Consider the following 9,157-nt stretch of genomic DNA (forward strand, 5'->3'; position numbering starts at 1 on the left):
AACAAAAACAATCCAAAATTCTTGCATCCAAAATCCAAAATAAATAACTCCTGACTCTTGTACGGGCGAAGTAGGGGCGAAGCCTGCCTGTCGGCAGACAGGCATTCGGAAAATAACCTGTGATCAAAATTGATAATTTATCGCCCGAATGCTTCGCCCTTACAGGAAAATAGCCTTTTCATAAAATTGATAATTGGTCGCCCGAATGCTTCGCCCCTACGACTCCTGACTCCTTATCATAAATTTTCCATTTAGCAATCTAGCAGGTAAAACTGTGGTTAGCATCTTGAGTAATCTTGGTAATCTCCTTGGTAAATCCAACAAAGGTGTTGGTATTGAACTAGCACCAGATCGAATGAACATAGTTCAAATGCGTAAGCAGCGCCAAGGTTTAAAAATAGAATCTTTGATAACTTACCCCGTCCCAGAGGGAATAATTATAGATGGTAAGATTAACGATTCTCCCCGGATGGCGGAAATTATCCAACAGGCAATAGCTGAAAGCAAAATCCAAGCTTCCCGTTTTGCTACTTGTATTCCCGGAAAAGATGCTATTGTGCGTGTGATTCCTGTACCAGCTGAGTTGGATGATAAAGAGTTGCGGGACATTGTGCTTAACCATGAAGCAGCATTGTATTTACCCTATCCACGAGAAGAAGCTGATGTAGATTATCAAAAATTGGGGTATGTTGTAGACGAGGATGGCATTGAAAAAGTACAAGTGCTTTTGGTTGCCACTCGTAAAGAAGTGACAGATACCTATATTAATACTTTTGCCGAAGCTGGATTAGCAGTTGATGTTTTAGAGATTAACAGTTTTGCTCTGATTAGAACTATTCGGGATCAGTTGCGACTATTCGGACCCCAAGAAGCAGCAGTTTTAGTTGATATTGAATTTGATAGTACAGAAATTGCCATCATTATCAATGGAGTACCACAATTTTCTCGTGCTGTGCCTATAGGTACATATCAACTGCAAGCGGCTTTATCTAGGGCAATGAATTTCCCCATATCACGGGAGATGGATATGTTGATGGATATGATTATTCCCGCAAATCCTTTGGATGTAGCTAGAACCGGGCTGACTGGTGCTAATCCTGGTATGAGTCCGATGTTAAAAATACTAGGAGAATTAGCTGATGAATTACGTCGTTCTATAGATTTTTATATCAATCAGAGTGAGGGTTTAGAAGTTGCACAGATTTTACTAGCTGGTATGGGAGGAGGATTGCAACAACTGGATGAATTTTTTACTCAAAGATTAGGTTTTCCTACTACTCAAATAGATCCGATCAGAGATTTATCTTTGGAAGTAGAAGAAGATAAATATCCCCCAGTGCAACGCCCTGGTTTGGGGATAGTTCTTGGTTTAGGAATGCGGGAGGCATAAAAAAATGTACAGTCTAGATATTAATTTTCTCAAAGATCGCTCACCTGCTGAGTTGGATAATAATAAACCTGTTAGACCAAAAACTGATATCACTGAATATACACCAGCTTTATTGGGAGTCGGTGTGGGTTTGTCTATTCCAGCTTTGGTGTTTGGTGTTTTGTTGTTTTTACAAGCCCAAAATGCAGGACTAGGACAACAAATTGCCCAACTAGAGGAGGAAAACAAAAACCTAGATGTAAAATTAGCCGATATTCAGAAAATTAAGGAGGAAACACAAGGCATCAAAGATCAAACACAAGCTTTAGTCACAGTGTTTGATCAGATTCGTCCTTGGTCAGCAATGTTACAGGATTTACGCGATCGCATTCCCGCAAATGTACAGTTGGAAACCATTAAACAAATTCCACCTGTGATCAAAGCCAAGAACAGTGAAGACGACAGTAACAATGCCGGAGAATTAGAAATTACAGGTTATGCCCGTTCTTTTGCTGATGTCAATGACTTTCTGTTAATTATGGGCAAATCCAAGTTATTTAAGCCCGAAGAAAGCAGAATTAGTACAGCGGAATTAGTTGATGCACCTGAGATCACTGGTGCTGTTCCACCTGAGACGAAAAATGAAGTGAAATTTAAACCTCCTCAAGTAGTTAAATACACTATTAAAGCTAGTTTAAGTCCTGTACCTGCATCGCAATTAATCCGTGATTTAGAACAAAAAGGTACAGTCGGATTAGTTGAAAGAATCCGTAACTTGCAAAAAATAGGAGCCATTAAATGACAGTCAGTGATGATTTAAATTTTTCTAAAAACGCCAATTTTGATGAGGCTGGATCTTCCTATCCTGTTGCCTTTGGTGTTACTTTTATACCTAAAGTAACTGGTGGGGTAGTTGGTGCTATGGGCTTGCTAGGCGCTGTTTATATGATACTAAACATGGTCATGCCAGAGTTTACCAACTTCCAAGACTTGCAAACCAAAAGTAAGGACTTGCAAGGACAAGTAGACCAAAAAAATCTCCAAGCTAAACAAGCAGATAAATTACTAGGAGAATTAGCTCAATCTAAGCAACAACAAACCCAAGTTTTAGCTTTATTTGCTAATGAAAAAAGTCTGGATACATTACTTTTGGATACCAGTCGTTTGGTAGATTCCAGTAATGCTACAGCTATGGGCAGTAATGCCATTAAAGCCCAACTGAAAAAGTTTGCACCAGCAGGAGAAAAACCAGAAATTATTACTGATGGTAGTCTGGGAGACAAAGTTAACAACAAACTCAAACGCCAAGTTATCAAAGTAGAAATAGAAGGCAATTTTGAACAAACTCAGGCAATCATGCGTAATATTGAGCGATTACAGCCTTTATTACTCGTGCAAAATTATGATTCTAAATTAGTACCACCAGAAAAAGAAGATACAGATGATAAGCAAAAAGGAGTGCGTACAGGAGTCGGCAAAATTTCTACTTCCTTTGACTTAGTAGCATTAATGCCATTAACTGCTGAAGAACAGGCAGAAGCAGCAGCAAAAACCGCACCACCGCCTAAGTAACCTGCAAAAATCCTGAGTGCTGATTTGTCACTTATATGGCAATTCCATGTACAATGGATGACTATTAGATTTTGGCTTAATAAGTAGATATACAGACTGTTTTTTATTGAATGTGAGGAATGAACTGTGAAACAAGTTCATAGTAATGTTTTAATTTCTAGTGCGGTTGCTTGTGTCGTTTTAGCAGCACAACCTGTTTTGGCACAGACCACTCAAATTACAGAAGTGAAACTCAATCCCGTTGATGGGGGAATTAGTGTAATTTTAAAGACATCTTCTGGAAATAAACCCCAGATTTTCACCACTAAAAGAGATAAAGCCTTAGTTGCAGATATTATTAATACGCAACTGCGTTTACCTCAAGGCAAGAGTTTCCGTCAAGAAAAACCCGCACCGGGAATAGCATCTGTAGAAGTTAATCAGTTAGATGCTAATAGTGTCCGTGTTACCGTCATGGGTATTGATAACGCTCCTGCTGGTAAACCTGTAGTCCGTGAAAATAACAATCTGACTCTTGGTTTTACTACCACAGGAAACGCGACAGCAGCAGCACCCACACCAACCACAACCCCAACCACACCGAATACAAACACCACAGCATCAGCACCTCCAACTCCCCCTGGTGGTGCTGTAGAATTTGGTAAACAACCAGATGTGTTAGTACCTAACCCAGAAATAACAATTGATGGTAAAAAAGCACAACCAGCAGGACCAAATCAACCTTATAACCTAGCACCGCCTTTTTTACCTAGAGCAGTTGCCCCACCAGTGGGAGATATTACAGTATCTAACATTGATACATCTCCTACAACTATTGATTTAGGAACACAGGAACGAGTACCGCGTTTGGTGTTACGTGATGCACCAGTGAGGGAAGTTTTATCACTATTGGCTCGTGCTGCTGGACTTAACCTGGCTTATGTGGGATCAGAAGGAACAGCGCCACCAGCAGGCCAAACCATTAGCCAAACAATTTCTTTAGATATAGAAAATGAACCAGTGCAGGATGTATTTAATTACGTTTTGCGTTTGAGTGGTTTAGAAGCTAACCGCAGTGGGAGGACAATTTTTGTCGGCGCTAAATTGCCTAATTCTACCCGTGATACTGTAATGCGGAGTTTGCGACTCAATCAGGTTTCAGCTGATGTTGCCATAAACTTTTTAGTAAGTTTAGGAGCAGAAAGTAGTGTCAGTGTTGAAAGAACAATTACTAATGTTGTTTCTACTAAGGTAGGTGAGGAGACAGCCAAGAATAACCAAGAAGAGGTAAAAATACCAGAAGTAAAACCTCTGAGTCTTGGCGATGACGACTTTAAAAATATAACGCCTTTACTAAGAGGTTTACAGGCTGTAGGAGACTTGCGAACAAATTCTGTTACCTTGATTGGTTCTCCCAAGTTAGTTGATATGGCAATATCTCAACTGACTCAGCTTGATATTCGTCGTCGTCAAGTGATGGTGAACGTCAAAATTATTGATGTTAACCTATCAAATTTTCCACAGTACAACACCAGCTTTTCGTTTGGTATCGGTCGTAAGTTACGGTTCAACAGTAGTGATGGTTTAGCAAGCGTAGTATTTGATGGCGATGGTAGACTAACCTCTAATAGAAGTATTGTCGCTACTTTGGATGCTACAGTGGAATCTGGCAACGCTAAAATTTTGACTGACCCTACTTTAATAGTGCAAGAAGGTCAAACAGCCAGTGTTAATCTCACTCAAGAAGTCGTGGGCAATTTCAAAAGAGATATCACAGATACTGTGGGAGGTTCAAGAGAAGTTATCACAATTGAAAAAACCAATGTTGGTCTGACTTTAAGTGTAAAAATCGAACGCATTGACGATAATGGTTTTGTATCTCTATCAGTAGCTCCTGTTGTTCGCGCTCCCGCGGATGCAGAAGTTGTAGAAAATGCAGGACGAGTTGTTTTGATATCTGAACGTTCTCTCCAGTCTGGCTTAATCCGCCTGCGAGATGGTCAAACTCTAATTCTGTCCGGTATTATTCAAGACCAAGATCGGGCAACAGTTAACAAAGTTCCTATCTTGGGTGATATTCCTCTAATTGGTTCGTTGTTTAGAAGCACCAATAGAGAGAATGTTCGCAGAGAGGTAATTGTATTACTCACACCACAGGTAATGGATGACACAGAGCGTTCTAGCTATGGTTATAACTACAATCCTAGTCCCCAGGTGCGGTAAATGCTTGAGCGTAGGGGGTTGAGAGTTCCTGGTAGTCGGTAGACTGTGCAAATACCCGGATTGTTGGATGATTCGGGTATTTCAGGTGTCTTTAATGGGTAGCAAATTCCGTAAATTCGCGCATTTCTGGAGAATGAAAAGCTAAAACTATATCTTGTTTGGGTACGCCTTGTTCAAGCAAGAGAGTAGCAATTCCTACTTCAGTTCCATCATGCTGTATCCAGATTTTGCCGTTTTTGATATCAATGTGTATACTACATCCATGAGTGCGATTATTCCCACGCCAACCAGTATGTAAGAGAAGATAGTGGTCATTTTGGGTATCTATAACCGCTTGTGCTTCGATTTCTTCCGGTGTAAATCGTCTTTGAGCTTTTTCTAAAATTAGATTCTTAACTATTTCACGATACTCTTCTACTGCCATTTGACAATTATCTCCTGTTTTGGCTCATAAATGAGTAAGTTGATTTGGTTTCTAGCAATTACAGAACGGGTAAAACGTCGCTGAAAAAATGATTTGTAAATTGAATCGGGTATTGCCAGATATAGTTTTCTTTGTGGATCAAATTCTTCAAGAGCAAACTGGTAGTTAAGAAACTGCCCAAGGGCGGTATGAAATTCAGAAACGTTTGATCCGCTTATAAAGGTTTTGATTTCAACGGCAATCTTTTCTTCTGCTCGTTCAGCTGCTAACATCTGTGCAGCTAGATCAATTTCAAAGTCTACATCTCCCACGCTTACCTCATAAGGGTCAGCAGTTATTATCCATCCTTCCTTCTCTAAAGCAGTTCTTACTGCATAGTGAAAACGATCCTTTGCCATGTAACATTATCCTGACTCATAACCTTAAAACATTAGTACCATTTTAATGTAACTTAGGACTCACACAACAATGTATTGACATTGTGTACACGATTATTTATAATAAGCTAAAAAGTTTGGTTGTGAAATTATAATTGCTGATAGATTTTATCCATCAAGTAAAACCTGTTCTCGTTGTGGGCATAAAAAAGAAAGTCTTTCTTTATCCGAAAGAATTTATTGCTGTGAGAACTGCGGTTTTGAGATAGATAGGGATCTAAACGCTGCAATTAATTTATCGCGTCTGGCTAAGGCGTGAAAGTCTACGGAGGGATAACTGCTCCCATGCTCCCGTTGAAGTAGAAAGTAAAGTCTAGTTTTGTCTAGGTTTTATATAGCAGTAATTCAAATTCAGGAAACCAAAATGGCAGCTTCCTTTGAAATGGATAATCCTGGACGCAATCAGGTTATTAATATTAGAGTTCAAGAAAAACAGCGTAATTTAATTGATTATGCTGCATCAATTCTTGGTAAAACTCGTTCTGATTTTATGCTAGATGTCGCTTGTAGAGAAGCGGAAAAAGTAATTTGTGATCAAACTTTTTTTGCGTTAGATGAAAAAAAATATCAAGAATTTATTGATATTTTAGATGCACCACCTAAAGCAGATGAGGAACTACGTAAGTTTTTAGCTGCTAAATCACCTTGGGATTAAGAATGGATCAGAGGAAAATTATAGAAGCTCCTCAACCAATTAATTCTAGCCATGATATATCACAATTCAATTCAAGGTCAGAAACTTTAAATAATTGGTTGAGGGAAAAAGCATTTAAAAATGAGGGTGATACTGCTAGAACTTATGTTGTAATTTGTGAAAACAAAGTAATCGGTTATTACTGTTTGGCAAGTTCTGGTGTATATCACTCGGTGGCTATTAGAAAAGTCAAGCAAAATGCACCAGATCCAGTTCCTTGTATGATCGTTGGTAGGTTAGCTGTTGATGAACAATGGGAAGGGCAGGGTATCGGATCTGGTTTATTAAGAGATGCAATTTTTCGGGTTTTACAAGCATCCAAAATTGTCGGCATACGATGTATTTTAGTTCATGCGAAAGATGAAGCAGCTAAACAATTTTATCTAAAACATAAGTTTAAGCCCTCACCGATAGAACCTTTGACATTAATGTTGCCTTTAAAAGATATTGTGGCGAACCTTTAATATGTATAAATGTTTCATGCAACGTCTCTATAAGGCTTTTAAACTTTGTTTTGTGTTTCATTTACCTGACAATTGGGGAGCATCCCAAATGTGTAATTTGATTTTTTGGGAATCTTTGAATTGCTACAAAGTCCTAATATGAATGAACCGCAAAGAACGCAAAGGACACAAAGTTAAGAGGGTTTAAGAGGGTTTTTGGTATTGCTGAGTTGATTTTTTCAAAATTGGGATGCTCTCGAAAATTGCTGTACCCAATCCCCAGTAAGCATTTATTCCTAAAAATTCGGTGTTTCCAGGGCAACTATGCAGCAAAAAACACAATAAATTCTGAAATCTATATAAATTAATGCTTTCACCTATGCACTTCTGGCTACAACACCTTAGAATGATTCATTGAAAAGTCGAGCCAATCTGATTTACAGGGGTTTTGAGTGTAAATACTCTCAAGGGACGATTTTTGTAATGCTGCCAACAGAGATTTCCGTAAAGATCCGACAAAGTACATCTTGACTAAATCTCAATTAAACCTCAAGGAGTTTGATATGAACAAAGGCGAATTAGTTGATGCAGTGGCGGAAAAAGCCAGTGTGACAAAGAAACAAGCGGATGCGGTGTTAACTGCTGCTATTGAGACAATTATTGAGGCTGTGGCTTCAGGCGATAAAGTCACCCTGGTGGGATTTGGTTCTTTTGAATCACGGGAACGGAAAGCTCGTGAAGGCCGCAACCCCAAAACCAATGAAAAAATGGAAATTCCAGCTACCAAAGTTCCTGCTTTCTCTGCTGGGAAGCTCTTTAGAGAAAGAGTAGCACCCCCAAAAGAGTAGGTTCTGTTCTAGGAAGTCTATTTTTGATGCGACAACAGGCACACGGGGGAAATTTAGCTTGGGCAGCGGCGTTAGCTGGCTGTTCCCCGGATGCTATTGTCGATTTTTCTGCCAGTATCAGCCCGTTGGGACCTCCAAACAGCGTTATTGCTGCGATCGCCTCCCAATTTGGTAATCTTAAACACTATCCTGACCCAGATTACAGCGAACTCAAACTAGCTCTGGGTCACTTTCATCAGTTACCACCTGAGTGGATTCTGCCGGGAAACGGTTCAGCAGAATTATTGACTTTACTAGGTAGGGAATTAGGACAATTAGCGGCTACAATGTTAATAACTCCAGCCTTTGGCGATTATTACCGCACCCTAGCGGCTTATAATGCTAAAGTGCTGGAGTTTCCTATTTTGGGGATTGGGGATTGGGGACTGGGAAAGATTTATTCCGTATTTTCCTCAGATACCCCGTCTAAAAATTGTGGTTTATTGCTAAATAATCCACACAACCCAACGGGTAAGCTATTTTTACGGGATGATATTTTGCCGTACCTGAAAGATTTTGCTTTGGTGGTGGTGGATGAGGCGTTTATGGATTTTCTGCCTCCTGATCAGGAACAAAGTTTGATCGGATTGGTACAGGAATATGAGAATTTGGTGATATTGCGATCGCTCACCAAGTTTTACAGTCTACCTGGGTTAAGGTTAGGATATGCGATCGCTCACCCGGACTTGCTCAGAAAATGGCAATCATGGCGAGATCCCTGGCCTGTGAATACCTTAGCTGCTGCTGCTGCGATCGCCGCACTCGAAGATACAGACTTTCAACAACAGACCTGGAAATGGCTACCACAGGCACGAAATCAACTTTTTCAGGGTTTATCGGCAATTAACGGATTAAGACCCCTAGAGGGCGCTGTTAACTACCTATTGGTAGAGTCTCAACATTCAACTTCTCAGTTACAAGAAAAATTACTTCAGCAATACCAAATTTTAATTCGTGATTGTCGCAGTTTTAAAGAGTTGGGCGATCGCTTTTTCCGTGTCGCTGTCCGTTCCCAATCTGATAACCAACGCCTACTAACAGCCCTTAAATCAGTTATCAGGTGACTGGTGACTGGTGACTGGTGACTGGTGACTGGTGACTGGTGACTGGTGACTGGTGACTGGTGACT

Annotated in this window: 10 protein-coding genes and 1 pseudogene; 9 read left to right on the top strand and 2 right to left on the bottom strand. The window is 40.0% G+C overall.

The window, feature by feature from the left end; genetic code table 11:
- Positions 1-283 precede the first annotated feature (283 nt).
- The 4 genes from pilM (at position 284) to PN497_RS21275 (ending at position 5,143) form a co-directional block, all read left to right on the top strand.
- A complete protein-coding gene (pilM, locus tag PN497_RS21260) occupies positions 284-1,390 on the top strand; it encodes a type IV pilus assembly protein PilM (RefSeq protein ID WP_272110836.1) in 1,107 nt (368 codons plus the stop codon).
- A 4-nt stretch (positions 1,391-1,394) separates the two neighbouring features.
- Entirely contained in the window at positions 1,395-2,171 is a 777-nt protein-coding gene (locus PN497_RS21265; RefSeq protein ID WP_096572279.1) for a PilN domain-containing protein, read from the top strand.
- Positions 2,168-2,941, top strand: a complete 774-nt coding sequence (locus tag PN497_RS21270; protein WP_096572278.1) for a pilus assembly protein PilO — start codon at positions 2,168-2,170, stop codon at positions 2,939-2,941. The genes PN497_RS21265 and PN497_RS21270 overlap by 4 nt, the downstream gene beginning before the upstream one ends.
- 126 nt (positions 2,942-3,067) lie before the next feature.
- Positions 3,068-5,143: a type IV pilus secretin family protein gene (locus tag PN497_RS21275; RefSeq protein WP_096572277.1), complete on the top strand. Its 2,076-nt coding sequence runs from the start codon at positions 3,068-3,070 to the stop codon at positions 5,141-5,143.
- Between the two features lie 91 nt (positions 5,144-5,234).
- Here the strand turns inward: PN497_RS21275 and PN497_RS21280 are convergent, their stop codons facing one another.
- Complete coding sequence (locus tag PN497_RS21280; protein ID WP_096572276.1) at positions 5,235-5,567, bottom strand: XisI protein; 333 nt, start codon at positions 5,565-5,567, stop codon at positions 5,235-5,237.
- Complete coding sequence (locus PN497_RS21285; protein ID WP_096572275.1) at positions 5,558-5,965, bottom strand: XisH family protein; 408 nt, start codon at positions 5,963-5,965, stop codon at positions 5,558-5,560. Before PN497_RS21285 ends, PN497_RS21280 begins: the two co-directional genes overlap by 10 nt.
- Before the next feature lie 109 nt (positions 5,966-6,074).
- Here PN497_RS21285 and PN497_RS21290 point away from each other — a divergent pair.
- The 5 genes and pseudogenes from PN497_RS21290 to cobD all read left to right on the top strand — a co-directional run.
- Positions 6,075-6,263, top strand: a pseudogene (locus tag PN497_RS21290) (zinc ribbon domain-containing protein); the annotation flags it as partial.
- A gap of 105 nt (positions 6,264-6,368) precedes the next feature.
- Positions 6,369-6,659 (top strand): type II toxin-antitoxin system TacA family antitoxin, encoded by a 291-nt coding sequence (locus tag PN497_RS21295; RefSeq protein WP_096572274.1) that lies wholly within the window; start codon positions 6,369-6,371, stop codon positions 6,657-6,659.
- 2 nt (positions 6,660-6,661) lie between these two features.
- Complete coding sequence (locus PN497_RS21300; protein WP_272110835.1) at positions 6,662-7,162, top strand: GNAT family N-acetyltransferase; 501 nt, start codon at positions 6,662-6,664, stop codon at positions 7,160-7,162.
- A gap of 542 nt (positions 7,163-7,704) precedes the next feature.
- Complete coding sequence (locus tag PN497_RS21305) at positions 7,705-7,989, top strand: HU family DNA-binding protein (protein ID WP_096572272.1); 285 nt, start codon at positions 7,705-7,707, stop codon at positions 7,987-7,989.
- A 26-nt stretch (positions 7,990-8,015) separates the two neighbouring features.
- On the top strand, positions 8,016-9,092 hold the full coding sequence (cobD, locus tag PN497_RS21310; RefSeq protein ID WP_137669171.1) for a threonine-phosphate decarboxylase CobD: 1,077 nt from the start codon (positions 8,016-8,018) through the stop codon (positions 9,090-9,092).
- Positions 9,093-9,157: the final 65 nt, after the last annotated feature.

Source organism: Sphaerospermopsis kisseleviana CS-549 (genome assembly GCF_028329225.1).
GTDB classification, from domain to species: domain Bacteria; phylum Cyanobacteriota; class Cyanobacteriia; order Cyanobacteriales; family Nostocaceae; genus Sphaerospermopsis; species Sphaerospermopsis kisseleviana.